Genomic DNA, 24,607 nt, shown 5'->3' with positions numbered 1-24,607 from the left:
GGAGTCTGGGGGAGAACCGAACCACAAAACAAAAAACGCCCGTCGGCCTGTACGGGAGTGGCCAGGCCGACGAGCGGTCCAAGGGAGAGCCGGCGCCATGGGCCGCGACGGCTCTCTATCTCGGCAGCAATGTGGTGCCGGTTCCCAAGGATCTCCTCGACACGGCCGGGAGGCCCGGACGAGGCGGCTTGGGAACCCTGCGCCGCACCGCAGTAATCGGCGAGATTAGGAGGACGCCGACAGCCGGGTCAACGAATATGGGTGGACTGTCATGTGATGAGAGCGCTTCTCATCGTTCGACAGTCGCCCTGACCCCACCGGTACCGACGCCTCAACGCTCAGCCCCGCCCCCGACACTCCCCCCTGCCCCCGACGCTCCCCCCTGCCCCCGAGGCTCACCCCCGCCCGCGGAGCAGGCGGGTGACCGTCTGGGCCTTCGGCGCGTACGCGAGTGGCAGCCGCAGTCCGGAGTCGAGGGCGTCGACCACCCGCTTCTCCGCCCGGGTGTACTCCTCGGCGTCGGCGAGCAGCTCCGCCGCGTCGTCCATGTCCAGTGCCACCGCGCCGCCGTCGTCCAGGAGTACGGGCGAGCCGTCCGTCACCGTCACGCCGCCGATCGTCACCGGGCCGCCCAGCTCGGCGACGTGCACCCCGGTCCCCGGGCCCGCCGTGGCCTCGCCCAGGGCCCACACCGGCAGTGCCAGGCGCTCCAGAGCCGCCACATCCCGCACCTGCCCCTCGACGAGCGCCCCGACCGCACCACGGGCGAGCGCGGCCGTCGTGAGGATCTCGCCCCAGACCGCCCCGGGCACGCAGTCCGCACCGGCGATCACCAGCACCTGCCCGGGCAGGCTCTCGCCGAGCAGCGACCGCAGCGGACCCAGCCCGTGGTCCCCGGGACCGGCCGCCATCCGTACGGTACGGGCCGCACCCAGGACGGGTACGGGTCCGCCCCGGCGGAACGGGCGCAGCGGCGGCGTCAGCCAGCCCGTACCACCGCGCAGTTGCAGGACGTCGGCGAGCGCGGTCGTCGCGGGCAGCCGCTCCGGTACGGCGAGCCCGGGGAAGGGGAGGTGCGGGGGCGGGGTGGTCGTCATGCGCGGGACCTCTCGGTGAGCTGGAACTTGCGGATCTTGCCGACCGAGGTGCGCGGCAGTTCCGGCACCCGCTCGTACCGCACCGGGCGCTTGGACTTCGCCAGCCGCGCGGCGCACCAGTCGGCCAGATCGTCCAGGGCGTCCGGGGCGGCCCCGGGCGCGGGCACCACATAGGCGACGGGCACCTCGTCCCGTACGGGGTCGGGCTCGCCGACCACCGCGGCCTCCAGGACCGCCGGGTGGAGGGCGAGTACCGCCTCGATCTCGATCAGTGAGACGTTCTCGCCGGAGACCTTCAGCACGTCGCCGCGGCGGCCGGCGAAGAAGAACCTGCCCCGGGCGTCCGTGGTCGCCCGGTCGCCGGTGGCGAACCAGCCGTCGCCGAAGGGGTACGAGGCGGCCGTGGTCGCCGGATCGTCCAGGTAACCCGCGAACAGCGTGGTCCCCGGTTCGCCGTGGACGAACACCTCGCCCTCCTCGCCGGGCGGTGCCGCCCGCCCGGTCCCGGGGTCACGGACCTCGACCCGGCAGCCGAGGGTCACCACGCCCATGGAGGACGGTTCCGGGGCGACCGCGCGATTGGTGAGCACGGCGGGCACGGTCTCCGTCATCCCGTACAGCTGGCGCGGGCGGCAGCCGATGAGGCCGGCGAACCGCTCGTACTGCTCGTCGGTGATGTTCTGCGCGTACCAGCAGTGGGTGATCCGCAGTCCCGGCACTTCGGCGGCGCCCCGCGCGAGGACCATCCGGATCGGCGCGGCGAACAGACTGAGATGGGTCGCCTCGTGGCGGGCCGCCTGGGCCAGCAGGCCGCTCGCGGAGAAGCGCGGCATCAGGACGACGGCCGCGCCCACGGCGATCGCGGGCGCGAACGAGTAGTACTGGGCGTTCGCGTGGAAGAGCGGCAGGGCGACGAGCTGACGGTCCGCCGGCCGCAGTGCGCTGGCGGACGCCATGACATCGCCGGCGAAGGCGTAGTTGGCCTGGGTCACCACGACGCACTTGGGCTCGGCGGTGGTGCCGGACGTGAACATCAGCCCGGCGGGATCGTCCGGCAGGGCCCGGACACCGGACACCGGGGGGCCGCTCAGCGAGGCCAGGCCGGTGTCGGTGACCTCGACCTCGATCACCTCGGCGCCGGTCTGCGCCGCGGCGGCCCGGTACTCCGCGGCCAGGCCGGGCGCGCAGAAGCCGAGCCGTGCCCCGGTGCGGCGCAGATGGGCGGCGAGTTCGGGGGCGCGAGCGGACGGGTCGGAGCACACCATCGCGGCGCCGAGCCGGGCGAGCGCGAGCCAGAGGGCGACGTACGCCGGGCAGTTGGGCAGTGCGATGCCGACCCGGGACCCGCGGGAGACCCCGCGCTCCACCAGCGCGCCCGCCGTCCGGGCGACCAGGTCGTCGAACGCGCCGTAGGTCCAGCGGGTCACCGAGCCGTCCGGTGCCTCCCAGACGAGGAAGGCCGCCCCGGGGACGGCGGCGGCGGTGTCCGCCCAGCGGGCCGCGAAGGTGGGTGGTGGGATCGCCATGTCCTGCCTCCGAATCAGATCGGGTGCCGCGGCGGGCCGGGGGAAGTACGGCCCGCCGCGGGCGGGAGAGGGGGCTCGGGGGCAGCAAACCCCCTGTGACGGAACGTCCCGCACCGCAGCGCGCGGGCTGCCCCGCCCAGCCGCCCCGGTCGGCCGGACCAGCGCGCGGCCGCAACGGCGCGACATCCCGTCACGGAACGCCCCCTGCCGTGAGGTACACGGGTCGTAACGGTCCAGGCCCTTCCCCGGCCGGCAGGCCGCCGCACATCCGTACAGGGGGCCACAGCCCCCGGGGCAGCGGACCCTGCGCTGGACGTCCCGCACCACAGCGCGCGGGCTGCCCCGCCCAGCCGCCCCGGGGCGGGTGGGACCCGCCGCGCACGCACGCCGGGAGCTTCTCTGCGACGGAACGTCAGACCACGGCGGCCGGAGCCGCGGAGGGCTCCGGCTCGCCGTAGCCACCGCCGCCGGGGAGTTCCAGCCGTACGACATCACCCGGCTGGAGGGTGATGCGGGCCTGGGTGCGGACCGGCTCCCCGTTGACCAGGAAGCGGCCGGTCGCCCCGGCTCCGCCGCCGAAGACGCCCTGCGGGCCCCGCGCGAGACGGCTGGTCACCGCGTTGAGGACCCAGGGCGAGGGGGAGTCGACGGTGAACTCGATGGTCTGCCCCATCCCGCCCTCCTGCGCGCCCTTGCCGCCCGAGCCGCGGCGCAGTTCCTTGCGCAGGAACCGGATCGGCGCGGACGCCTCCACGACCTCCAGCGGCACGGCGGAGACCCCGGTCGGATACGAGGTGGTCGACAGCCCCGGCTTGGTCGCCCGCGCGCCCACCCCGCCCGCGTAGGTGAACATCGCCGTGATGAACGGCTTGCCCTCCGCGTCGTGCCCGCTGACCTGCATCGTCCACACGGCGGCCGAGCCCTCGGCCATCACCGCGTCCGGCAGCGCCTGGGACATCGCCTGGAGCAGCGGCATCGGCAGGAACATGCCCACCACATGGCGTGCGGTGCAGGGCGACGGCGGCACCGCGTTCACGATGCTGCCCTCCGGGGCCTCGACCAGGATCGGCGCGAGCGAGCCCGCGTTGTTCGGGATCTCCGGATTGAGCAGGCTGCGCAGGGTGAACGTCGTGTACGCGTGGGTGTAGTTCTTCACCACGTTGATGCCCCACGGGCTCGCGCCCGACGACCCCTCGTAGTCGACCAGGATCTCGCCCTTGTCGGAGTCGACGGTCACCGCGACCTCGATGGTGATCTCCGAGCCGTCCGCCAGGTCGAGCACCGACGAGGCGCGGTAGACACCGCCGGGCAGTTCACGGATCGCGCGCCGGGTGGCGTCCTCGGAGCGGCGGATCACCTCGTCCGCCAGGTCCTCGATGTCGGGCAGGTCGTACGAGTCCAGCAGAGCCTGGAGCCGCCCGGCGCCGACCTCGCCCGACGCCATCTGCGCGTGCAGATCGCCCGCCATGTGCGTGGGCTGGCGTACGTTCGCCAGGATGAAGTCCCAGACCGGCTCATTGCGCCCGCCCGCCGTCATCAGCTTGCTGATGGGGATCCACAGGCCCTCCTCGAACACATCGCGGGCGCCCGCGCCGATGCCGTACCCGCCGACGTCGGTGTGGTGGATGGTGGAGCCGAAGAACCCGATGGCCCGGCCCCCGCGCCACACGGGCACCAGCACGGTCACGTCCAGCAGCTGACCCGCCGTCTGGTACGGGTCGTTGGTGATGAGCACATCACCGGGGGACAGCGAGTCGACCGGATGGCGGTCCAGGATGTTGCGGCAGGCGATCGCGAGGGAGTTGATATGGCCGGGGGTGCCCGTGACGGCCTGGGCGACCATCCGGCCGCGCCGGTCGAAGAGCGCGTTCGCGAGGTCGCCCGCCTCCCGCACGATGGGGGAGAAGGCGGACCGCTGGAGCGCCTTGGCCTGCTCGTTGACGGTCGCGACGAGCGAGCCCCACAGGACCTCCAGCTCGATCGCGTCGAAGGTGCGGCTCTCAGGGCTCACGGGGAGACCTCCTCGGTGATGGCGGTGGCGATGATCGAGCCGTCGGCCGCGACCTCACAGCTCCAGCCGCCGGGGATGACGGATGTGGTCTCGCGCTCCTCGACCAGGGCGGGCCCCTCGAAACGGTCACCCGCGCCGAGCGCCGCCCGCCGGTACACGGGTACGGGCACGGGGTCCTGGCCCCTGCGGAAGCGGGCGTCACGGTGGCGGTCGGGCACGGGGGTGCCGCCGCCCTCGGCCACGGCCGGCACTTCAAAGCCGGGCGCGTCCGACCAGGCGGCGACCCGCCAGGTCACGACCTCGACCCCGACATCGGGAATCCGCAGGCCGTAGATCTTCTCGTACTCGCCGTGGAACAGCTCCAGCGTCTCCTCCAGCGTCGCCGGCCAGGAAGCGCCCTCGCCGACCCAGAGGGTGATCTCGTTGCCCTGGCCCTCGTAGCGGGCGTCCAGGCCGTAACGGAACCTCACATCGCCCGCGGCGGCTCCCGCGGCGGCCAGAATCCGGCGGCCCTCCTGGCGCATGTCCTCCAGCAGCACATCGCGGTCGGACGCCACCCGCCCGTCCAGGGACCGCACCATGGACCGGGCCAGGTCGATCCGTACCGGGCTGACCAGGGTGCCGAACGCGGACAGCACACTCGCGTTCACCGGGAAGATCACCCGGGGGGCCTCCAGCAGCGACGCCACCCCGCAGGCGTGCACCGGGCCCGCACCGCCGAACGCGATCAGCGACACACCGCGCAGATCGATACCGCGCTCCACGGCGTGCATCCGGGCCGACGCGGCCATGTTCTGGTTGATCACCTCGTACACCCCGACGGCGGTGTCGTCGGCCGAGGCGTCCAGAAGCTCACCCAGCGGCGCGAACGCGGCCCGGGCCCGGTCGAGGTCGAGCGGCATCTCGCCGCCGAGGAAGTACGCCGGGTCGAGCAGGCCCATCACCAGATCGGCGTCCGTGGTCGCCGGGACCGTACCGCCGCGCGCGTAGCTGACCGGACCGGGGTCGGCGCCCGCCGAGTCGGGACCGGCCTTCAGCAGACCGAGGTCGTCGACCCGGGCCAGTGAGCCGCCGCCCGCGCCGATCTCCACCAGGTCGACCGACGGGATCGAACAGGGGTAGCCCGAGCCCTTCTTGAAGCGGTAGACGCGGGCGACCTCGAACTCGTTCGTCAGCTCGGGCCGGTAGTCCTCGATGAGACAGGACTTCGCGGTCGTGCCGCCCATGTCGAAGCAGAACAGCCGCTCCTCACCCAGCCGCCGCGCATACCAGACACCGGCCAGCGCACCGGCCGCCGGGCCGGACTCGACCAGCCGGATCGGCACCCTGCGGGCGTCGTCGGCGGAGACCACGCCGCCGTTGGAGAGCATCATCAGCACCGAGGCGCCGAACCCCGTCGCCGTCAGCCAGTCCTGGAGCTCCTTGAGATACGGGCCGATGACCGGCATGGTCGCGGCGTTGCAGACCGTGGTGATCATGCGCGGGTACTCACGGATCTGCGGGGTCACCTCGTGCGAGGCGCAGACCGGCACACCGAGCCGCTTGGCGAGCCCCTCGGTGACCGTGCGCTCGTTCTCGGCGTCGGCGTAGGAGTTGAGCAGGCAGACGGCGACCGCCTCGACGTCGTGCTGCCGCAACTCGTCGGCGAGCGCGTCGAGTCCGGCCTCGCTGGGCCGGACGAGTATCTCCCCGGTCGCCGAGGTGCGCTCGTTGATCTCGAAGACCAGATCCCGGGGAATCGGCGGCGCCGGGAACTCGATCTGGAGGTCGTACATGTCGTAGCGGTGCTCGCTGCGGATCTCCAGGGTGTCGCCGAAGCCGTCGGTGGTCACCAGCGCGGCACGCCCGGTCTTGCCCTCGATGAGGGCGTTGGTGATGAGGGTGGTGGCATGGACGATGGGCCGGGTGATGTCGCCGGGGGCGATCCCGGCCTTGTCCAGTGCGGACAGCACACCGGTGCGTACGCCGCCGAGCGGCGCGGACGGAGTGGTGAGCGTCTTCTCGACGACGACACGGCCCGTGTCGGCGTCCAGGAGGACGACATCGGTGAAGGTGCCGCCGATGTCCACGGCAAGGCGCCAATCAGTCACGTCTGGCCTCTTCTCTGATCTCGGTGGGAAGGGTGGTCTCGACCGGGTACGGGGGCGCGCCGGCGGGTTCCGGGGTGCCGGGGTCATGGGGTGTCGGAGGTGACGGGCAGCCGGGCGACGTCCCGGTGGTCGGTCACCGGGCCCGCGCCGGGTTCCTCCTGGTGTCCCGCCAGCACCTCGGTGGCGGCGGTCAGATGCCACAGCCACTCCGCGGGCAGACTGTCGGCGGGGTAGATGGCCTCCACCGGGCACACCGGCTCGCAGGCGCCGCAGTCGACACAGTCGTCCGGGTGGATGTACAGCATCCGTTCGCCCTCGTAGATGCAGTCGACGGGGCATTCGGCGATACAGGTGCGGTCTTTGACGTCGACGCAGTTCGTACCGATCACATAGGTCATGGACACCTCCCGGAGGGAAACGGACAGAGGGGGCTGAGGGGAGAGGGGCTCATCCGGCGCTCCAGGTGTCGCGCCCGGTGAGCAGTGCGTCCAGATCGCCGGGCCCCCCGGTGCGGGCCGCCTCCCGCAGCTGGTCGGTGACCAGCCGGTCGTACGAGGGCCGTGCCACCGAGCGGAACACACCGATCGGGGTGGGGCCGCCGTTCTCGGGCAGCCGCGAGAGCGCGAAGGCGACGGCGGGATCGGGTGCGCCGGCGTCGTGCACGGCCTCGCCGCCGACTGCCTCGCCGCCGTGTGCCGTACCGCCGGCTGCCGGGTCGCCGTGGGCCGTACCTGCGGGTGCCGCGCCGCCGTCCGCCCTCGCACCGGCGTCCGCGTCCGCCGTGAGGGCGGGGCGCAGGGACCCGGAAGGACCGCGTACGACCGTGCGCTCGCCGTCGGCTCCGTACCGCAGCGGCCGGCCGTGTTCGAGACGGAGCAGATGTCCGTCCCGGGTGGCGGGATTCTTGAGGACCTCGAACGCGCCGTCGTTGAAGATGTTGCAGTTCTGGTAGATCTCCACCAGCGCCGTGCCCTCGTACGCGGCCGCCTCGCGCAGTACCGAGGTGAGGTGTTTGCGGTCCGAGTCGACCGTACGGGCGACGAAGCCGGCCCCGGCGCCGATGGCGAGGCTCACGGGGTTGAACGGGGTGTCGAGCGAGCCCATCGGCGTCGACTTGGTGATCTTTCCGGGCTCGGAGGTCGGGCTGTACTGGCCCTTGGTCAGGCCGTAGATCCGGTTGTTGAAGAGCAGGATCTTCAGATTGACGTTCCGCCGCAGGGCGTGGATCAGATGGTTGCCCCCGATGGAGAGCGCGTCGCCGTCGCCCGTGACCACCCACACCGACAGATCGTGCCGGGAGACCGACAGCCCGGTCGCGATGGCGGGGGCGCGGCCGTGGATGGAGTGCATCCCGTAGGTGTTCATGTAGTACGGGAAGCGGGACGAGCAGCCGATGCCGGAGACGAAGACGATGTTCTCCTTCGCCAGACCCAGCTCGGGCATGAAGCCCTGCACGGCGGCGAGGATCGCGTAGTCACCGCAGCCGGGGCACCAGCGCACCTCCTCCCCCGAGCGGAAGTCCTTCGCGGTCGGCGCCAGGGGCGCGCTCGTCACGGGCACGCCCGTCGGGGCGTCAGACATCGGAGATCACCTTCTCGATGGCGGTCCGCAGATCGGCGGCCTTGAACGGCGCTCCCCGCACCTGCGTGACGGAGACGACGTCGACCAGATAGCGGCCCCGCAGCAGCAGGGCGAGCTGACCCAGGTTCATCTCCGGGACGACCACCCGGTCGTACGCGGTCAGGAGGACGCCGAGGTCGGCCGGGAACGGGTTGAGATGCCGCAGATGGGCCCGCGCCACCGAACCCCCGGCGGCCCGCACCTGCGCACACGCGGCGGCGATCGGCCCCGCCGTGGAGCCCCAGCCCAGCACCAGCACCCGGGCGTCACCGCCCGGATCGTCGACGGCCGTCGGGGGCAGCTCCGCGGCGATGCCGTCGACCTTGGCCTGCCGGGTACGGACCATGAACTCGTGGTTGGCCGCGTCGTACGAGATGTCCCCCGTGCCGTCCGCCTTCTCCAGCCCGCCGATACGGTGTTCGAGACCCGGGGTCCCGGGCACCGCCCAGGGCCGCGCCAGGGTGACGGGATCCCGCAGATAGGGCAGAAAGCGCGGGGAGCCGTCCGCGGCCGTCCCGTTGGGGCCGGTCGCGAAGGAGAACTCGGCGGCCAGGTCGGGCAGCGAGTGCGCGCGGGGTATCCGCCAGGGCTCCGAACCGTTGGCGAGGTATCCGTCGGACAGCAGTACCACCGGGGTGCGGTACTTCAGTGCGATCCGTACCGCCTCCAGGCAGGTGTCGAAGCAGTCGGCGGGCGAACTCGCCGCGACGACGGGCACCGGCGACTCGCCGTTGCGCCCGTACAGCACCTGGAGCAGATCCGCCTGCTCGGTCTTCGTGGGCAGCCCGGTCGACGGCCCGCCGCGCTGGATGTCGACGACGACCAGCGGCAGTTCGAGGGTGACGGCGAGACCGACGGCCTCCGCCTTGAGCGCCATCCCGGGGCCCGAGGTCGTGGTCACCCCGAGCGCGCCGCCGAAGGACGCGCCCAGGGCCGCGCCGACCGCGGCGATCTCGTCCTCCGCCTGGAACGTCGTCACACCGAAGTTCTTGTGCCGGCTCAGCTCGTGCAGGATGTCGGAGGCCGGAGTGATCGGATACGACCCGAGGAACAGCGGCAGCCCGGCCCGCCGCGCGCCCGCCACCAGGCCGTACGACAGGGCGAGGTTCCCGGTGATGTTCCGGTACAGCCCGGCGGGCGCGGGGGCGGGGGCGATCTCGTACGAGACGGCGAACGCCTCGGTCGTCTCACCGAAGTTCCAGCCCGCGCGGAAGGCGGTGACATTGGCCCGCATGATGTCGGGCTTCCCGGCGAACTTCGCCGTCAGATGCGCCACCGTGTTCGCGGTCGGCCGCTGGTACATCCAGCTCAGCAGCCCGAGCGCGAACATGTTCTTGGCCCGCTCGGCGTCCTTGCGCGACAGCCCGGAGTCCTTCAGGGCGCCCACCGTCAGGGTCGTCAGCGGAACCGGCCGCAGGGTGTACGAATCCAGCGAGCCGTCCTGGAGCGGATCGGCCGTGTATCCGGCCTTCGCGAGATTCCGCGGAGTGAACTGGTCGCAGTCCACGATGATCTGGGCCGCTGCCCGCAGATGCCCGAGGTTGGCCCTGAGCGCGGCCGGGTTCATCGCGACGAGCACATCGGCGCTGTCACCGGGCGTGGAGATCCCGTGCTCCGCGAAGTGGAGCTGGAAGGCGGACACGCCCGGCAGGGTGCCCGCGGGGGCGCGGATCTCGGCGGGGAAGTCGGGGAGGGTGGCCAGGTCGTTGCCGTAGGCCGCGGTCTCGGCGGTGAACCGGTCACCGGTGAGCTGGATGCCGTCGCCGGAGTCACCGGCGAACCGGATGACCACCGAGGGAACGGCAAGGACCTGCTTGGACATGATCACGACTCCTGGTCGCAGGGGCGGCTCGCGGGCTGTGGTCCGGGTGGATGGCGGGCGGGATGCCGTTCGCAGGGATGCGCCGGACTCCGGTCGGTGGTGGGCGGGTGAGCGCGGACGGCGTTCCGGCCGCGGCTCCGGACCGTGCTCCGACCGGTGGCGGTGGACAGCGGCCCGCTCCGGGCGCCGGCCCCGGGGGCGGTGACCTCGCTGCGGTCCGGTCGAGGGCTATGGGTACTGCGGTCCCGGCGGTGGACCGTGGCACCGGTGGTGGATCGTGAACCCGCGGTGCCGGCGGGCCGTCGACCCGTGCCGGTGCCGGTGCCGGTGCCCGATCCCGGTCGGGAGCCGGGCCGTCCAGCGGGGGGTCCGATCCGGTGGGTGATCGCCGTCCGTGACCCGCCCGGTTCGTCCGGGGGACTGCGGACGCTGCTCCGGTGGCCGGCCCGCCGTGGGCCGGGCCCTGTCGGTGGCGTGGACCGCGGTCCGTCCTCCCGAGGCGCCCGCGCCCCGGTCCCGTACCGGATCGGCCGAGGGCCGGCGGGGGCCGTGCTTCGCAGGGCGTCGGGCGGCCCGTTCGGCGACCGGCCGGTGACCGTGCGGAGCCCGCCCGGTGGACGGACCCGTGCGGACGGCGGGCGCGGACCGGGCCCCGGCCGTCGGCCGGAGGCCACCCGGTCACCACCGCCGACCGGTACGCCGCCGGGAAGCGGGTCCGCCGGGAGCCGGGTACGGGGAGTGCGGAGCCCGATCGGGCCGGGCCCGCGCCCCCGTATCTTCGGCCGGTCGCCCGGGGCGCTTCCCGGGGCCGGAGCCCCGGAGGTCGCGCGCAGGCGCGCGGTGCGAACGCGGCCCGGCTCAGGCGCCGGTGCCGTGGACCGCCTCGCGGAGCCGGGCGACGAGCTTGTCCGGCTCCGGCGAACCCCACACATTGCGGCCGAACGCGACACCCGCGCCACCCGCGTCCACCACACCCTTGGCGAGCGCGACCACATCGTCCTCGCTGTCGGTCTTGGGGCCGCCCAGCGCCACCACGGGTACCGGACAGGCTGCCACGACCTCCGCGAACTCCGCGGGCGGCCCGGGGCAGACGGTCTTGATGATGTCCGCGCCGAGCTCCGCGCCGATCCGTGCGGCCCGCGCCACGTTCTGCGCGGTCCACGGCACGGCCTTGCCCCAGCCGCCCGGGATCATCTCGCCCATCACCGGGAGCCCGAGCAGCTCGCACTCCGAGGCCAGCCGCGCCAGCCGCTTCAGCGACAGATCCTCGTCGGGCGCGCCAGGGAAGGCGAGCACGACCAGACAGTCCGCGCCGATCCTCAGCGCCTGCTCCGGCAGATGCATGATCTCGTTGACATCGCTCTGAGCGAAGTCGCCGATCTCGGACGAGCCGCCGTCCACCCGCAGGACCAGGCCGGAGCCGGCGAAGACGTCGGCGTAGGCGCGGGCCAGATGCCAGGTGGCGAGCACGGCGTCAGGCCTGCCCGCCGCGATCCGCGCCATCGGCTCGCCGAGCGGCGGGCCCTCACCCATGTACGCGGCGTGGTCGATGGCGGCGAAGACGGCACGTCCGTCCTCGCCGAACATACGGCGCATCCGCCGGAGCTTGCCCGCCCCGAGGGCCGAATGGGTCTGCACAGTGGTTCCTTTCATCGCTGGCTGCGCTGCTGCTGGTCTGCTGTCGGCCGGTCGGCCGTTCGCCGGACGGCCGTTCACTGCTGTGCCGTCCCGCCGGTCTGCCGGTGGAACTCCGCGCTGTCCCAGTAGTCGGTCCGGTGCGCCACCGCCCCGTCCCTGACCCGGAACCGGAACACGCCCCGGATGTGGATCTCCGGACGGTGCGCGGCCCCCGCCCAGCGGAAGGTCATCCGGTAGGCGAGCGCCGCCCGGCCACCGTCCACCAGGAGGTCCTCGGCCGTGTACCGGAGCTCCTGGAACTCGGCGAGGAAGGCCGTCAGGCGCTCCCGGTAGGCGGATCTGCCGTGGACGCTCCGTCCCAGTGCCGAGGTGTGCTCGTTGTGGAAGTCCTCGGTCACCCGGGCGGCGATCCGGTCGGGGTCACCGCTGTTGAGCGCCGCGAGATAGCTCTCGACGGCCGCACGGGTGGCGTGCGCGGTCTCCCTGCCGTGCGTCACTGCTCCGCACCGGCTCCCCAGAGGGTGCGGACCTCCTCGAAGACCTTCTGGTTGTGGGAGATCTCGACGACATTGCCGTCCGGGTCGGTCAGGGCGCAGATGTAGCCGACCGGCGGGGGCAGCTCCATCGGCTCCCAGTGCAGACAGCCGGCCTCCCGCGCGCGGGCCGCCGTGGCGTCGACGTCCTCCCGCTCGGGCACCTCCATGCCGAGATGCGCGAACGGGCTGAGCTGCGGCTGCTTCTTGCCCTTGTCCTTGTTGAACCCGACCAGGACCAGGACGAACGGTGTCTCCACCTGCCCCTGGTTGGACAGCCAGACGTTGGCGCCGTCGGCGTCACTGTGCCGGGCGACCACCACCAGCGGGGTGAACGAGGTGTAGAACTCGATCGCCGCCTCCAGATCGCTCGTCGGCAGGGCGATATGGGTCCAGCGTGCCTCGGTGAGCTTCTTGTCGAGCACGAGTACTCCTCTCCTTCGGTTCTCGGTCAGCGCTCGACCGGGCCGTCGAACTCGTCCGGCGCCAGCGGAGTCGCCACGTCCTCGCGGATCTGCCTCATCATGTGCCGGGCCCGGCCCTCCCAGGCGCTCGGCGGGCCGACGCGGTAGAACGGCGAGCGCAGGTTCTCCATCAGGACGGTCACCATGTCGGTGTCCTCCTTGTTGGTCAGCTCCAGATTGACCAGCTCCCGCTCCTGGAGCTCGATGTCGTCGGACAGCCCGTAGATCCGGGAGACCAGCCGACTGGAGTCCGGGGCGAGCGGATCCACCCGCACCATGATCAGCTGGGCGCCGTACGGCAGGGGCGTGAGATTCGGGTAGATGAACTCGGCGTAGCTGCCGCGCAGATCCTCCTCGTTCAGGTCCGTACGGCCGAGGGAGAGGTCGAAGCTGTCGCTGTGCGGCTTGTAGCCGCTCGTGGTACGCCCCTGGAAGCGCACGACGGTGTCCATCTGCTTGCGCACCTTGTTCAGCCGGCGGTGCACGAAACGGACGTGGTAGTCGTCGTTGGAGTTCTCGACGAAGACCTTCCAGTTCATCGGATAGATCTCGTCCAGCTCGCGGTGGTAGCGGTGGTAGTCGCCGATCCGGTACGCCTCGTACCTCGGCAGCAGCGGCGCGATCCACTCCTCGAACGTCGGCGCCTTGCGCGAGAGACAGCCGAACACCAGCTTGTCGAAGGCGATGTGGATACGGATGGGGACCAGCCCGTACTCCTTCATCGGGAAGTCCGGGCCGTACATCCGGTCCTTGTCGGGGATGGACAGCAGCGTGCCGTCGAGACCGTACGTCCAGGCGTGGTACGGGCAGGCGAACGCCTTGCCGCAGTTGCCCGCGGGGTCGAAGGCCACGCCGGAGGCGCGGTGCCGGCAGTTGTTGAGGAAGCCCTTGACCGAACCGTCGCGCTGCTTGACCACCAGCACCGACTGGCTGCCTATCCTCCCCGTGATGAAGTCACCGGGTCTGCGCAGATCCTCGGTGTCCCCGAGCCACACCCAGGAACGGCCGAAGACCCTGATCATCTCCAGGTCGAACAGCTCCTGGCTCCAGACCTCCCAGGGCTGGAGCATGTCGCTCGGGAGAGGCGACTCGACGAGCCCGTCCCCCTCGCGCTCCGGCCCGGTGGCACGCAGAGCTGCGTCCCCCCGCTGGTGCAGGGCGAGTTCCGAAGCGGTCATCCGGTCCAGCACGGCTTTCCTCCCCAACACTCGAACACTCGGTTGCTTGTCGATGTGCCGAAGGTAGGTCGGCGGCGCGCACGGCCGGTATGTGCTTCAGGCACGAACATCGGCCGTCCACGCTGCGCCCCGGCCACATCGGTGCACCGGGGCGGGCGTGTCAGTCTCGGGCGATGGACTATGCGAACCTCGGTGGAACGGGCCCACGGGTCAGCCGCCTCTGCCTCGGCACGATGATGTTCGGGGCGTGGGGCAACCCGGATCACGACGCGTGTGTGCGCATGGTGCACACGGCGCTGGACGCGGGAGTCGACTTCATCGACACCGCCGATGTGTACGCCTTCGGTGAGACGGAGGAGATACTCGGCCGCGCCCTCAAGGGACGGCGGGACGGCGTGGTGCTCGCCACCAAGTTCGGCGAGCAGATGGACCACGGCGACCCCCTGACCCGGGGCGCGTCCCGGCGCTGGATCACGCGCGCGGTCGAGGACAGCCTGCGCCGCCTGGGCACCGACCGGATCGACCTCTACCAGCTGCACCGGCCCGACCCCGCGACGGACCTCGACGAGACGCTCGACGCCCTGACCGATCTGGTACGTCAGGGCAAGGTGCGGGCGATCGGCTCGTCCGCCCTCCCGGCGGACGCGATCGTCGAGGCGCGGTGGACGGCGGAGCGCCGGGGCGGGGAGCGCTTCACCACCGAGCAGCTCGCCTACTCGGCACTCGCCCGGCACGCGGAGGCCGCGGCCCTGCCGGCCTGCGAGCGGCACGGGCTCGGGGTGATGGTCTACAGCCCGCTCAACGGCGGCTGGCTCACCGGCAAGTACCGGGCGGGCACCGCCGCCCCCGCCGACTCGCGGGCCGTCCGCAACGCCGAGCACTTCGACCACGCCGAGGAAGCCGTCCGCGCGCGCAAGCACGCCGTGGTCGAGGAGATCGCCGCGCTCGCGGACGAGTCCGGTCACACCATGATCGAGCTGGCCCTCGGCTTCGTCCTCGCCCACCCGGCCGTCACCTCCGCGATCATCGGCCCCCGCACGATGGAGCAGCTCACCGCTCAGCTCGCGGCGGCGGACGTACGGCTGGGGCCCGACGTCATGGACCGGCTGGACGCCCTGGTGGCGCCGGGCACCGATGTGAATCCCGCGGACTGCCCGTACGCGCCGCCCGCGCTGGCCGACCCGGCGCTGCGCCGGCGGCCCCATGCCCGCCGCCCGGTCTGAGCACCGCCGCCCAAACGCCCGGTTTGAGCACCGCCGCCCGGACCACGGGCGAGCGGGCACACGGAAGGAAGCAGCCCCCCGGCTCCCGTCGGGGGGCTGCTGCTCGGGGGAACCCGTACGGCCTCCGGCCGCCTACGAGTTCGCGCGCCACATCACTATCTGGTTGCCCCACGGGTCCAGGAACGAGGCGTGCTGGCCGTTGAACTCCTCCCAGTAGCTCTGCTCCCACAGCGCGGTCGCGCCCAGCAGCACGGCCTTGTTCAGATAGTCGCCGGGAGGGGCGTCGACCAGGATGTAGACCCGGGTGTGCAGCCCGGAACGCGGCTGCGCGGGCAGCGGCGCCGGGTCGGGGTGCTGCTCGGTCTCGCTGAACAGACCCAGGTGCAGGCCCTCACCGGGCACGATCTGGTGGAAGACGCCCTGCGGCCGGGGGTTGACGGTCCAGCCGAACAGCTCCCGGTAGAACACGGTCGACGCCTCGACGTCGGGGCTCGGGATGTCGACGAAGACAAGGGTGTTGGTCATGACTGTTCCTCAGAGGTGGGTGGACGGCCGCCGGCGGACACGTCGGCGGGCGGGGCGGCTGGTGGGACGGAAGGCCGGAAGGCCGCGGCGGATCCGGACACCCGCGGCGGGTCTCCGGGGGCCGGTGCTACGCCTCGGGGGCGTGGCCGCTCTTGAAGTACGTGCCCTTGTCCCGCCAGAGCACGACCTCGTTGCCCCAGGGGTCACGGAAGGCCGCGTACCGGGCCTCGAACTCGGCCCAGGACTTCTCCTCCCACAGCACGGAGGCGCCGTTCGCCACGGCCTTCTCCAGATACGCGGGCGGTTCGTCGACCATGACGTAGATCCGCGGCACGGGTCCGGTGACCGGCCGTTCCTCGCGGTGGATGCCGAGATGGGGCTTCACTCCCGGCAGGACCTCGTGGAACTCACCCTCGGGCCGCCGGTTGAAGGTCCAGCCGAACAGATCGGCGTAGAAGCGCGAGGTGGCCTCCACATCCGGCGTCGGCAGGTCCATGAAGATCACGGGGTTGGGCATCTGCTCTCCTGGCTCTCGTGTCGGTCGGTCGCCGCGGGCACCGGTGCCTCCCGGCCCGGTGCCGAAGCCTCCGGTGCCCGCGGGTCCTGCGCTGTCGGTGCTTCCCTGTCCTGTGGTGTGGCCGCCGGCGCTCGCGGGTCCCGGGCCGGCGGTGCTTCCCGCCCCCGCGCCGAGGCCGCCGGCGCTCCCCGGTCCCGCGCGCGTTCGCTCAGCCGGGCGACCTCCGCGTCCCCGAGGGCCAGGAAGAGCCCGAGCCCCTCCTCGTACACCGGATCGGGCTCCGGCTCGATCACCGTCATCCGGGGGCGCGGCCAGTCGCCGCCGCGTCCGGCGCCCGGCACGGGCCACCAGCCCGCGCCCGCCCCCGCCGCCAGCGCCGCTCCGTAGGCGGCCACGTCGACCGGATCGGGGACCTCCACCCGGGCGCCGAGCACGGCGGCCTTGACCTCGCACCACAGGCGGCTGCGCGCCGGGGAACCCGCGCAGACCAGGGTGTCGAGCGGGGCTCCCCGGGCGGCCAGTTCGACGGCGATGTGGGCGAGTCCGTAGGCGGCGCCCTCCATCGCGGCCCGGGCGATCTCACCCGGGCCCGCCGCGGACGACAGCCCGTGGATCTCGCCGCGCAGATCGCGGTTCCAGCGCGGCGCCCGCTCGCCCTCCAGATAGGGGGTCACGGTCACCCCCCGCGCCCCGGGCGGCACCCGCGCGGCCAGGGCCAGCAGTTCCGGCACCGCGCGTCCGGTCAGTGTGCTCAGCCACTCCAGCATCAGCCCGTGGGCGGCCACCGGACCGCCGACGATGTCGAGGCCCGGTACGGCGCTGGGCAGCGCGTAGTGGTCGGCGGCGGGCGAACCGGCCGCGACCGCGACCGCGAGCCCGCCGGTGCGCCCGCCGGGGTCCATCGCCCGGCCCGGCCGGTCGAGCCCGCCCGCCCAGAACGCCAGATACGCGTCCTGGGCGCCCGCCACCAGGGGCGTACCGGCCCGGATGCCGTACGCCCCCGAGGCCGTCCCGGTCACCGTGCCGGTGCGGGCGACCGGGCCGTAGCCGTCGAGCAGCGGATCCCCGGCCCAGCGGGACTGGTGCCGGTCCGCGCCCAGGCGGGCCATGACCCAGTCGTACAGCTGCCAGGGTGTGCTGTCCGCCCCCGCGAGCGCGTGCTGGGCGAGGTGCTGCTCCACCGGGGAGCCCGTGGCGCCCGCCGGATGACGGCACGTCAGCGCGGTCGCCGTCCCCTCGTCCGTCACCGCGACCGTCGTCGGGCTCTGCCCGCCGAACCCGAGCGCGACCGGGGCCGAGGCGACCGGCAGTTCGGCGGCGAGCCGGCGCACGGCGGCGACCGCCCCGGCGAGCCACCCCTCGGGGTCGGCCCGGCCGGGCCGCCAGGACGACGAGCCGGGATATCCGGCGGTCGCGCTGCCCAGGGTCCGGCCGTCGGGGTCGAGGGCCAGCGCACGGGCCGAGTTGCTCCCCAGGTCGACCCCGACGACGACCGGAGACGGCGCGGGCGCCACGGTCAGCCGCCCACGAGGACGCGGTAGACCGGCGACCCGGCGGCCAGCCGCAGCGCCTCGTCCACCTCGGTGAGCGGGAACTCCGCCGTCACCAGCGCGTCCAGATCCGCGGCGAGCCGGCCGGACGCGATCAGTGCCGCCGCCTCGGTCCAGTCCTGCGGCTCATGGCTGAAGACACCCGTCACGGTCAGCTCGTGATGGTGGACCAGATCCGGGCTGATCCCGGCGGACAGCTCCTTGGGGAACGCCCCGAACAGCACCACCGTGCCACCGTCGTCGCACATCGAGACGGCGGTCTCCAGCGCACCGGGAGCGCCCGCCGTGACGAACACCAGATCTTGCTCGCCACCCGTCGTGAGGGCCTCGTCGGGGGTGGCGGTCCAGTCGGCACCGGCCGCCCGCGCCTCGGCGAGCCGCTCCTCGCTGATGTCGATCAGCCCGACCCGCGCCGCACCCCTGAGCTTCGCCAGCGCCAGATGCAGCCGCCCCATGAAGCCCGCGCCCACGACGGCCACCCGGTCCCCGGCACGCAGTCCGCCGAGCCGCACCGAGTGGGTGACACAGGCGAGCGGTTCCCCCATCGCCGCATGGCGCAGTGGAGCGGAACCCGTGCCGAACGCCTGCGCGGCGGGTACCTTCACCAGCTCCGCCAGCCCCGCGCCCATCGAGATCGTGCCGTCCGAGAGCGCACCGCCCTGCGGCTGCTTGCACAGCGCGCTGCGGCCCCGGCGGCAGGACGTACAGGTGCCGCAGCGGGTGAGCAGATCGAGGGTCACGGTGTCGCCCACCCGCGCCACACCGGGCAGCGAGGCCACCTTCGAGCCCACGGCGACGACCTCCCCGGCCACCTCGTGCCCGGCGGCGACCGGGTAGACGGGCTTGGTCCCCAGGTAGAGACGGCGTTCCATGGTGCACAGCCCGCAGGCGCCGATCCGGACCAGGACGTCCTCGGGTCCCGGCACCGGGTCCGGTTCCTCGCGCAGTCCGACCTGCTCGGCGGCGGTGATGACGGCGATCTTCATTCGGTGGACTCCCGGAGTCTCGTCGGGTGGTGCTCGTGTCGGTGGGGAAGAGGGGTCAGCGCGCGGGCAGCACCGGCCAGCGGTCACGCACCGGGACCCCGGAGCGGGACAGCAGACCGGGGGCGCGGCGGGCCGCGTCGGCCCGCAGCACCGCCTCGTCGACTCCCGTACAGGCGTGGTCGCGGACGACGATCCGCCCGCCGACGAGGACGTCGCGCACCGAGCGCCCGTCGGCGGACCACACCAGCTGATGGGCGATGTCGCCGCGCGGTGTCCACTGCGGGCCGGTCGTCTCGTGGACCACCAGGTCGGCGTACTTGCCCGGTTCGAGCGAACCGATCCGGTCGGCCATGCCGATCGCCTCCGCGCCCCGGATCGTCGCCAGCTCCAGTGCCTCGGCCGCGCCGGGACCCGTGGGGTCGGCGCGCATGTCCTTCGCCAGCCCGGCGGCGAGCGCGGCCGTGCGCAGGATGTCCGAGCTGTCACCGGCGTTGCCCGAGTCGGTGCCGAGGGCCAGCCGGCCGCCCCGCTCCAGCAGTTCGGCGTGCCGGCCCGCCCGGGTCACGCCCTGGCCGAGCCGCAGATACGCCCAGGGGCAGTACGCGACGGCGGTACGGCTGGCGAGGACCGCCTCGACCTCGGCGTCGTCCAGGTACACCGCGTGCGCCAGCAGGAGCTGCGGGCCGAGCACCCCCAGGTGCTCCAGGTGGAGTACCGGCCGCCGGCCCGTGGTGCGCAGATAGTGCTGGGGGTCGGCCGCCGACGGAGACAGGTGCATCGTCATCCGGGCGCCCGTGGAACGGGCGAGCTCCGCCGCCCCGGAGAGCAGTTCATCGGACGCGAGCCCATGGCCGACGAGAGTGACCCAGCCCTCCACCCGGCCGCCCGCCGGATAGGACTCCAGCAGTTCGCGCAGCCGCTCCAGGACCTGTGGCGCGGGCGCGGCGAACGGCGCGCCGGGCACGTCCCAGCCCCAGGCGCCGATCGTGCCCCGCACCCCGACCGCGCGCATGGCGTCCGCCACCCGGTGCGGATGGGCGACGGTGCCCGCCTCCACGACGGTCGTCACCCCGTTGCGTACGTTCTCCGCGCAGGCCAGCAGTGCGGACAGTTCGTCGTCGTCCCCGGTGTGCGCGGCGTGCAGCGGGACGGCCCAGGTGTCGACCGACGCGCCCGGCGGCAGATCGTCGGGTATCCGGGCGCGGGCCAGCGGGTCACCGGTCTGGTGCTGATGGGCGTTGACCATCCCGGGGGTGACCACACAGCCGCCGGCGGGCAGCTCCCGGGTCCCCGGCCAGCGTGCCCGCAGCTCGGAGGTGGCGCCGACCGCGATGATCCGGTCGCCCGCCACGGCCACGGTGCCGCCGGCGAGCACCTGACGGCGCGCGTTCATGGTGACCACGTCGCCGCCCGTGACCAGCAGGTCGGGAGGCGTGCCGCGGTCGGCGCTCGGGTCGTGGTCGCTCACCATGACCAGGGACATTAGGTCGGGCACGGCCGCCGGACATCGTGGCCGGGAGCACAATCCCTGGCCTTTCGTCCATGCCGGGAACACGATGCGGGCCGCCCACCGGGACGTCAACCTGACACGAATTCGTCCATGGCGTCCAGGTAGTCAGAGGGAGTAGCCGCGATGTGTGCCGCGACGTCCGAACAGGGAACCGGCGAAGTCCGAAGCCCTGGTGCCGACCCCCGGCTCCGGCCGGGCTGGCTCCGCACGGACCCCTATCCCCAGCTCATCGGCGGCCGTGAGGCCACCGGGGGCACCCCCCGGCCGATCACCGACCCGTCCACCGGTCTGCAGCCCGCCAGTTATCTCGCGGCGACCCCCGAGGAGGTGGACGCGGCGATCACCGCCGCCCGTACCTCCTTCGACACCGGGGTGTGGCGGCGGATGCCCGGGCCGCGCCGGGCCGAGGTGCTGGAGGCCGCGGCCGCCGCGATCCGGGCCGACGCCCCGAGGTTCGCCGCGCTGGAGGCGTTCGACACCGGCAAGGGGGTGTCCGGCGCGCTGGCGAACGATGTGTACGAGGCCGCCAACGCCTTCTCGTACGCGGCCGCCGTGGCCCGTACCGCCCACGGCGACGCCCGGCGGGCCACGTTCCCGCCGGAGCTGCTGCCCGGCGGCGGCCCGCGGATCCTCACCGTCCGGGAGCCGGAGCCCGCCGGGGTGGTGGCCGAACTGCTGCCGTGGAACGGTCCGCTGATGACCGGCAGCCAGCGGATCGCCTCCGCGCTCGCCGCGGGCTGCTCGATCGTCGCGAAGCCCCCGGCCGACGCGGTCGTCACCCTCGTCGAACTCGGGCGGGTGCTCGGTGAGGCAGGGCTGCCGCCGGGCGTGCTCAATCTGGTGCTCGGCTCGGGGGGCACCGTCGGCGAGCAGCTGATCACCGACCCGAGGATCGATCTGATCAGCCTGACCGGCGGTACGGAGACGGGCCGCCGGGTGATGGCCGCCGCCGCCCGCAATCTCACCCCCGTCCATCTGGAGCTGGGCGGCAAGTCGCCCGTGGTGGTCTTCGCCGACGCGGATCTGGAGCAGGCGGTCGGCTGGGCGATGATGGCGGCCTTCGTGAACATGGGCGAGGTCTGTGTCGCGGGCAGCCGGCTGCTGATCGAGGAGTCCGTGTACGAGGAGGTCCTGCACGGCGTCGCCGAGGCCGCCGCCGGGCTGCCGGTGGGGGACGCGCTCGATCCGAAGACCTTCATCGGCCCGCTGATCAGCGAAGGGCACGCGGACCGGGTACGCGGCTATGTGAGCCGCGCACTCGCCGCCGGAGACGCGGAGGTGATCGGCTCACCGGCGCTCCCGGAGGGCCTCGGCCCGGCCTTCGTCGCGCCCACCGTGCTCGGCGGGGTGCGGCGGGGCTGCGAACTCGAACAGCAGGAGGTCTTCGGCCCGGTGCTGGCCGCCATGCCCTTCGGCTCCGAGGCAGAGGCGGGGGAGATCGCCAACGGCACCAGCTACGGCCTCAACGGCACCGTGTTCACCCGCGACCTGGAGCGCGCCTTCCGCTTCGCGGACACCCTCGACTGCGGCGAGGTCAATGTGAACTGCCACTTCGCCCCGGACATGAACGGCGGGCGGGGGGAGCCGCGCAAGGCCAGCGGATTCTCCCGTACGGGCGTGGACGCCTACACCCGGGTCAAGGCCGTGAACATCCAGGTGCACAGTGGCTGAATCCCCGATTTGTGCTCCTGAAACAAAGACCCGCATGGTCCGGCGTCCCTACCTTCTGATCATCAGACCATCAGTCCGAAAATCCGGAAGGAGTTGCTGACGATGGCGATCACCGGCATGAACCACGCGGTCCTGTATGTGCGGGACGCCCGCAGGACGGCCGCGTTCTACCACGACGTACTCGGCTTCGAGACCATCATCGAGGGCCCGCCCGGCAGCTTTGTCTTCATGCGCGCCCCGGCCTCCGACAACCACCACGACATCGCCTTCTTCACCATCGGCGAGCAGGCGAAGGCATCGGAGGCGGGCGCCGCGACCGTGGGGATGTACCACATCGCCTGGGAGGTGCCGTCGCTGGAGGCCCTCGCGGAGGTACGGAACCGGCTGGTCGCCGCCGGCGCGCTGAAGGGCGCCAGCGACCACGGGGCCAACAAGAGCCTGTACGCGATGGACCCCGACGGGCTGGAGTTCGAGGTGATGTGGCTCGTCCCGCCGGAGCACTGGGGCGACGAGGAGCACCAGGCCATCGTCCGGCCGCTGGACCTCGACGCGGAGCTGCGGCGCTTTGCCGTCGCGAGCGGTTCCTAGGCACCCGTGCCGATGGACCCGCTGCAGTTCGCCCCCGTCTCCCGCGCGACGGTCTCGGAGAAGGTCCGGGACTCGCTGCTGGAGAGCATCCGTGACGGAGTGCTCGCACCCGGCGCCCGGCTCCCCGCGGAGCGGACTCTGTGCGAACAGTTCGGCGTGGCACGGACCTCGGTACGGGAGGCGGTGCAGGGGCTGGTCTTCCTGGGGTGCGTCATCAAGCGCGGCAACCGGTTCTTCGTCGCCGAGAGCCTGCCCGACGTCCCCCTGGGCGCCGACGACCAGCGCAAGCGCAACGTGTCGGAGCTGTTCGAAGTACGGCAGGTGATGGAGGTCGCCATCGCCCGGCTGGCCGCACTGCGCTCCAGCGAGGCCGAACGTGCCCACATCACCGCCCTGGCGGCCCAGTTCGGTGCCGGGATGGGGCTGGAGGACTTCCGGGATCTCGACCGGCGCTTCCATCTGGCACTGGCGCGCGCCTGCGGCAACCCCACTCTGCACGAGCTGTACCGCAAGGCACTGGACGCGGTGTTCGACTCCGGGGACTTCTCCTCGCTGCTGGACGCCGAGGACAACGCCGAGGCCGTCCGCGAGGTCATCGCGGAGGCGTGTCTCGCCCATGTACGGATCGCCGCGGGGGTGTCCGGCGGCGACGCCAAGGCCGCCGCACTCGCCGCCGCCGACCATCTCGGCGAGGTCGAGAAGCACATGATCGCCCGCATGTTCTGACGGCGGGCCCGGGCGGTCACCCCGGCCCGAAGCGGGTACGGCGGCCCGGCACGACAGAGAGGACGGACTCGCCCGTGAGCGAGGAGCAGCACATCTGGCCGTTCGACGATTCCGAGTTCAAGGAGGTCAAGCCCGGGTTCCGCAGACGCGTCTACACGGGGGACGACATGATGCTGACCTTCTGGCGCATCGAGGAGGGGCGCGGCCCCACCCCGTACGACAACCATCCGGACAACGAGCAGTGGGGCATCGTCCTCAAGGGCAAGCTGGACTTCAGGATCGGCTCGGACGAGCGCCGGACCCTCGGTCCCGGCGACGTCTACTGGGCACCCAAGGGCCATGACCACGGGGACAGCCTCTTCATCGGCGACCCGGAGCACGGCGAGACCTGGATCCTCGACATCTTCACCCCGCCGCGGGACGAGTACCGCGGCGGCTGACCGGGCCGGATCCCGGCTCCGGGCCCCGCCCCGGCGGCGGCCCTTCACCGTCCGGAACACCGGACGCACGGCCCGGCACACACCTCGTCACGCACACACCTCTTCACCGCACCGCACTTCCTGGTGCCGCACCCCGCCCCGCCCGTGGGTCTCTCCCGTCGCGTACGCCTTCCCGGCCCGGGACCTCTCGGCGCACCGGGTTCCCTCGCCACCGCCGTACCGGCTTGCGGCCGGCGGACCGGGAACCCGGCGGCGCACCCCGGCCGACGGCACGAGGCGTCGGCACCCCCCCTTCATCCAGCCCCTTCACCCCCTTCACCCCTTTCGGAGGAATCCCATGAGAATCGGCAGCCTGCTGGTCGGCTCGGACCAGGTCGAGACGATGAAGTCCTGGTACCGCGACGCGTTCGCGGTGACGGAGAACGAGGGCGGAGCGTTCCCCTTCGGGGACGTCCAGCTCTTCATCGAGGAGCACAGCGAGGTCTCCGGACCGAACAGGGACTCCGCCCGCGTGATCATCAACCTCGACGTGGACGACTGCCGTGCCGTCGAGGCCCGGCTGCTGACACAGGACGTCACCTGGGTGCGCAAGGTCGAGCAGATGCCGTTCGGTCTGATCGGCACCCTCGCCGACCCCGACGGCAACTACGTCCAGATCATCCAGTGGGGTGCCGGTGCCGACGCCGCGTCCCACCAGGGATGAACCGCACCCGCCCAGGCCCCCGGTCCCGGCGCCGCACGACACGGCGGCGCCCCCACCCCCCGATCGCGTACACAGAGCGGCACCGGTGATTTCCGGGCCGCGGTCTCCAGGGATCGAGCCGAGCCCGTGGTCGCCGTGGCTCCCCCCACTCCTGCAACTCCCGCAGCACCCCCGTACCGCCCCAGCGCC

Annotated in this window: 22 protein-coding genes; 6 read left to right on the top strand and 16 right to left on the bottom strand. The window is 72.7% G+C overall.

Annotated elements, in window-relative coordinates:
* Positions 1–395: 395 nt before the first annotated feature.
* From ACFYT4_RS03070 to ACFYT4_RS03020, 11 genes are all read right to left on the bottom strand, one after another.
* Positions 396–1,097 (bottom strand): RraA family protein, encoded by a 702-nt coding sequence (locus tag ACFYT4_RS03070; RefSeq protein WP_389264665.1) that lies wholly within the window; start codon positions 1,095–1,097, stop codon positions 396–398.
* On the bottom strand, positions 1,094–2,623 hold the full coding sequence (locus ACFYT4_RS03065; protein ID WP_389264663.1) for a class I adenylate-forming enzyme family protein: 1,530 nt from the start codon (positions 2,621–2,623) through the stop codon (positions 1,094–1,096). Before ACFYT4_RS03065 ends, ACFYT4_RS03070 begins: the two co-directional genes overlap by 4 nt.
* A gap of 412 nt (positions 2,624–3,035) precedes the next feature.
* Positions 3,036–4,634, bottom strand: a complete 1,599-nt coding sequence (locus ACFYT4_RS03060; protein WP_389264662.1) for a hydantoinase B/oxoprolinase family protein — start codon at positions 4,632–4,634, stop codon at positions 3,036–3,038.
* Positions 4,631–6,724, bottom strand: a complete 2,094-nt coding sequence (locus ACFYT4_RS03055; protein WP_389264660.1) for a hydantoinase/oxoprolinase family protein — start codon at positions 6,722–6,724, stop codon at positions 4,631–4,633. The genes ACFYT4_RS03060 and ACFYT4_RS03055 overlap by 4 nt, the downstream gene beginning before the upstream one ends.
* Positions 6,725–6,807: 83 nt before the next feature.
* Positions 6,808–7,122, bottom strand: a complete 315-nt coding sequence (fdxA, locus tag ACFYT4_RS03050) for a ferredoxin (protein ID WP_389264658.1) — start codon at positions 7,120–7,122, stop codon at positions 6,808–6,810.
* Positions 7,123–7,171: 49 nt separating this feature from the next.
* Positions 7,172–8,305, bottom strand: a complete 1,134-nt coding sequence (locus ACFYT4_RS03045; protein ID WP_389264656.1) for a 2-oxoacid:ferredoxin oxidoreductase subunit beta — start codon at positions 8,303–8,305, stop codon at positions 7,172–7,174.
* On the bottom strand, positions 8,298–10,166 hold the full coding sequence (locus ACFYT4_RS03040; protein ID WP_389264654.1) for a 2-oxoacid:acceptor oxidoreductase subunit alpha: 1,869 nt from the start codon (positions 10,164–10,166) through the stop codon (positions 8,298–8,300). The genes ACFYT4_RS03045 and ACFYT4_RS03040 overlap by 8 nt, the downstream gene beginning before the upstream one ends.
* Positions 10,167–11,024: 858 nt before the next feature.
* A complete protein-coding gene (locus tag ACFYT4_RS03035) occupies positions 11,025–11,804 on the bottom strand; it encodes a class I fructose-bisphosphate aldolase (RefSeq protein WP_389264652.1) in 780 nt (259 codons plus the stop codon).
* A 74-nt stretch (positions 11,805–11,878) separates the two neighbouring features.
* On the bottom strand, positions 11,879–12,301 hold the full coding sequence (locus ACFYT4_RS03030) for a nuclear transport factor 2 family protein (protein ID WP_389264650.1): 423 nt from the start codon (positions 12,299–12,301) through the stop codon (positions 11,879–11,881).
* Positions 12,298–12,762 carry a VOC family protein gene (locus ACFYT4_RS03025; protein WP_389264648.1) on the bottom strand — a complete coding sequence of 155 codons (465 nt, stop codon included), beginning with the start codon at positions 12,760–12,762 and terminating at the stop codon, positions 12,298–12,300. The genes ACFYT4_RS03030 and ACFYT4_RS03025 overlap by 4 nt, the downstream gene beginning before the upstream one ends.
* A gap of 26 nt (positions 12,763–12,788) precedes the next feature.
* The gene (locus tag ACFYT4_RS03020; protein ID WP_389264646.1) at positions 12,789–13,979 is read right to left on the bottom strand and encodes an aromatic ring-hydroxylating dioxygenase subunit alpha; all 1,191 of its coding nucleotides are present in this window, start codon (positions 13,977–13,979) and stop codon (positions 12,789–12,791) included.
* Between the two features lie 173 nt (positions 13,980–14,152).
* Here ACFYT4_RS03020 and ACFYT4_RS03015 point away from each other — a divergent pair, with 173 nt between their 5' ends.
* Complete coding sequence (locus tag ACFYT4_RS03015; RefSeq protein WP_389264644.1) at positions 14,153–15,202, top strand: aldo/keto reductase; 1,050 nt, start codon at positions 14,153–14,155, stop codon at positions 15,200–15,202.
* A 132-nt stretch (positions 15,203–15,334) separates the two neighbouring features.
* On the opposite strand, the gene ACFYT4_RS03010 is transcribed toward ACFYT4_RS03015, so the two are convergent.
* From ACFYT4_RS03010 to ACFYT4_RS02990, 5 genes are all read right to left on the bottom strand, one after another.
* On the bottom strand, positions 15,335–15,727 hold the full coding sequence (locus tag ACFYT4_RS03010; RefSeq protein WP_389264643.1) for a VOC family protein: 393 nt from the start codon (positions 15,725–15,727) through the stop codon (positions 15,335–15,337).
* A 127-nt stretch (positions 15,728–15,854) separates the two neighbouring features.
* Complete coding sequence (locus tag ACFYT4_RS03005; protein WP_389264642.1) at positions 15,855–16,244, bottom strand: VOC family protein; 390 nt, start codon at positions 16,242–16,244, stop codon at positions 15,855–15,857.
* Positions 16,229–17,758: an FGGY-family carbohydrate kinase gene (locus tag ACFYT4_RS03000; protein ID WP_389264640.1), complete on the bottom strand. Its 1,530-nt coding sequence runs from the start codon at positions 17,756–17,758 to the stop codon at positions 16,229–16,231. Before ACFYT4_RS03000 ends, ACFYT4_RS03005 begins: the two co-directional genes overlap by 16 nt.
* A 2-nt stretch (positions 17,759–17,760) precedes the next feature.
* Positions 17,761–18,780: a zinc-binding dehydrogenase gene (locus ACFYT4_RS02995; protein WP_389264638.1), complete on the bottom strand. Its 1,020-nt coding sequence runs from the start codon at positions 18,778–18,780 to the stop codon at positions 17,761–17,763.
* Between the two features lie 55 nt (positions 18,781–18,835).
* On the bottom strand, positions 18,836–20,275 hold the full coding sequence (locus ACFYT4_RS02990; RefSeq protein WP_389264636.1) for an amidohydrolase family protein: 1,440 nt from the start codon (positions 20,273–20,275) through the stop codon (positions 18,836–18,838).
* 138 nt (positions 20,276–20,413) lie between these two features.
* On the opposite strand from ACFYT4_RS02990, the gene ACFYT4_RS02985 reads away from it, so the two are divergent.
* From ACFYT4_RS02985 to ACFYT4_RS02965, 5 genes are all read left to right on the top strand, one after another.
* The gene (locus tag ACFYT4_RS02985; RefSeq protein WP_389264635.1) at positions 20,414–21,961 is read left to right on the top strand and encodes an aldehyde dehydrogenase family protein; all 1,548 of its coding nucleotides are present in this window, start codon (positions 20,414–20,416) and stop codon (positions 21,959–21,961) included.
* Between the two features lie 102 nt (positions 21,962–22,063).
* Positions 22,064–22,549, top strand: coding sequence for a VOC family protein (locus tag ACFYT4_RS02980; RefSeq protein ID WP_389264633.1), 486 nt, complete (start codon positions 22,064–22,066; stop codon positions 22,547–22,549).
* Between the two features lie 12 nt (positions 22,550–22,561).
* Positions 22,562–23,275 carry a FadR/GntR family transcriptional regulator gene (locus ACFYT4_RS02975; protein WP_389264632.1) on the top strand — a complete coding sequence of 238 codons (714 nt, stop codon included), beginning with the start codon at positions 22,562–22,564 and terminating at the stop codon, positions 23,273–23,275.
* A 74-nt stretch (positions 23,276–23,349) separates the two neighbouring features.
* Positions 23,350–23,715, top strand: coding sequence for a cupin domain-containing protein (locus ACFYT4_RS02970; RefSeq protein WP_389264631.1), 366 nt, complete (start codon positions 23,350–23,352; stop codon positions 23,713–23,715).
* 337 nt (positions 23,716–24,052) lie between these two features.
* Positions 24,053–24,418 (top strand): VOC family protein, encoded by a 366-nt coding sequence (locus ACFYT4_RS02965; RefSeq protein WP_389264629.1) that lies wholly within the window; start codon positions 24,053–24,055, stop codon positions 24,416–24,418.
* Positions 24,419–24,607: the final 189 nt, after the last annotated feature.

Origin of the sequence: Streptomyces sp. NPDC004609 (assembly GCF_042873655.1) — a bacterium.
In the GTDB taxonomy this organism is placed as follows: Bacteria; Actinomycetota; Actinomycetes; order Streptomycetales; family Streptomycetaceae; genus Streptomyces.
The sequence above is the reverse complement of the archived record's forward strand: the minus strand, read 5'-3'. Positions and strand labels throughout refer to the sequence as shown.

What these genes read in the sequence shown, in the direction of transcription:
- ACFYT4_RS03070 (WP_389264665.1), bottom strand. Translation starts at nt 1,097, where the DNA reads ATGACGACCACCCCGCCCCCGCACCTCCCCTTCCCCGGGCTCGCCGTA.
- ACFYT4_RS03065 (WP_389264663.1), bottom strand. Translation starts at nt 2,623, where the DNA reads ATGGCGATCCCACCACCCACCTTCGCGGCCCGCTGGGCGGACACCGCC.
- fdxA (WP_389264658.1), bottom strand. Translation starts at nt 7,122, where the DNA reads ATGACCTATGTGATCGGTACGAACTGCGTCGACGTCAAAGACCGCACC.
- ACFYT4_RS03045 (WP_389264656.1), bottom strand. Translation starts at nt 8,305, where the DNA reads ATGTCTGACGCCCCGACGGGCGTGCCCGTGACGAGCGCGCCCCTGGCG.
- ACFYT4_RS03040 (WP_389264654.1), bottom strand. Translation starts at nt 10,166, where the DNA reads ATGTCCAAGCAGGTCCTTGCCGTTCCCTCGGTGGTCATCCGGTTCGCC.
- ACFYT4_RS03020 (WP_389264646.1), bottom strand. Translation starts at nt 13,979, where the DNA reads ATGACCGCTTCGGAACTCGCCCTGCACCAGCGGGGGGACGCAGCTCTG.
- ACFYT4_RS03015 (WP_389264644.1), top strand. Translation starts at nt 14,153, where the DNA reads ATGGACTATGCGAACCTCGGTGGAACGGGCCCACGGGTCAGCCGCCTC.
- ACFYT4_RS03010 (WP_389264643.1), bottom strand. Translation starts at nt 15,727, where the DNA reads ATGACCAACACCCTTGTCTTCGTCGACATCCCGAGCCCCGACGTCGAG.
- ACFYT4_RS03005 (WP_389264642.1), bottom strand. Translation starts at nt 16,244, where the DNA reads ATGCCCAACCCCGTGATCTTCATGGACCTGCCGACGCCGGATGTGGAG.
- ACFYT4_RS02995 (WP_389264638.1), bottom strand. Translation starts at nt 18,780, where the DNA reads ATGAAGATCGCCGTCATCACCGCCGCCGAGCAGGTCGGACTGCGCGAG.
- ACFYT4_RS02985 (WP_389264635.1), top strand. Translation starts at nt 20,414, where the DNA reads ATGTGTGCCGCGACGTCCGAACAGGGAACCGGCGAAGTCCGAAGCCCT.
- ACFYT4_RS02980 (WP_389264633.1), top strand. Translation starts at nt 22,064, where the DNA reads ATGGCGATCACCGGCATGAACCACGCGGTCCTGTATGTGCGGGACGCC.
- ACFYT4_RS02975 (WP_389264632.1), top strand. Translation starts at nt 22,562, where the DNA reads ATGGACCCGCTGCAGTTCGCCCCCGTCTCCCGCGCGACGGTCTCGGAG.
- ACFYT4_RS02965 (WP_389264629.1), top strand. Translation starts at nt 24,053, where the DNA reads ATGAGAATCGGCAGCCTGCTGGTCGGCTCGGACCAGGTCGAGACGATG.